This is a genomic window from Kitasatospora nipponensis (assembly GCF_039528135.1).
Lineage (GTDB): Bacteria > Actinomycetota > Actinomycetes > Streptomycetales > Streptomycetaceae > Kitasatospora > Kitasatospora nipponensis.
Genome location: NZ_BAAALF010000833.1, coordinates 1 through 287, shown reverse-complemented (window position 1 = coordinate 287; position 287 = coordinate 1). Strand labels below are relative to the sequence as shown.

Annotated in this window: 1 pseudogene; it reads left to right on the top strand. The window is 73.2% G+C overall.

The annotated features are described in order from the left end of the window. Positions 1–287, top strand: a pseudogene (locus ABD323_RS43585) (LacI family transcriptional regulator); the annotation flags it as partial.

Below are 287 nucleotides of genomic sequence, written 5' to 3'. Positions count from 1 at the left end.
CCAACGACTTCGCCCGGGATCACGGGCACCTGGTCATCCTGGTGAACACCGACGACGACGCGGAGCAGGAGCGGAAGGCGATCCTCGCCCTGGTCGGCCAGCAGGTCGACGCCATGCTCTATGCCCGGATGTGGCACCGCGCGGTGGACGCGCCGGCCGGCCTCCCGGCGGGCACCGTCTTCCTGGACTGCCGTCCCACGGAAGGCGGTTGGCCGGCGGTGGTACCGGACGACCGGCAAGGCGGGGCGTCGGCGACACGTGAGCTGGTGGCCGCGGGTCACCGCCGG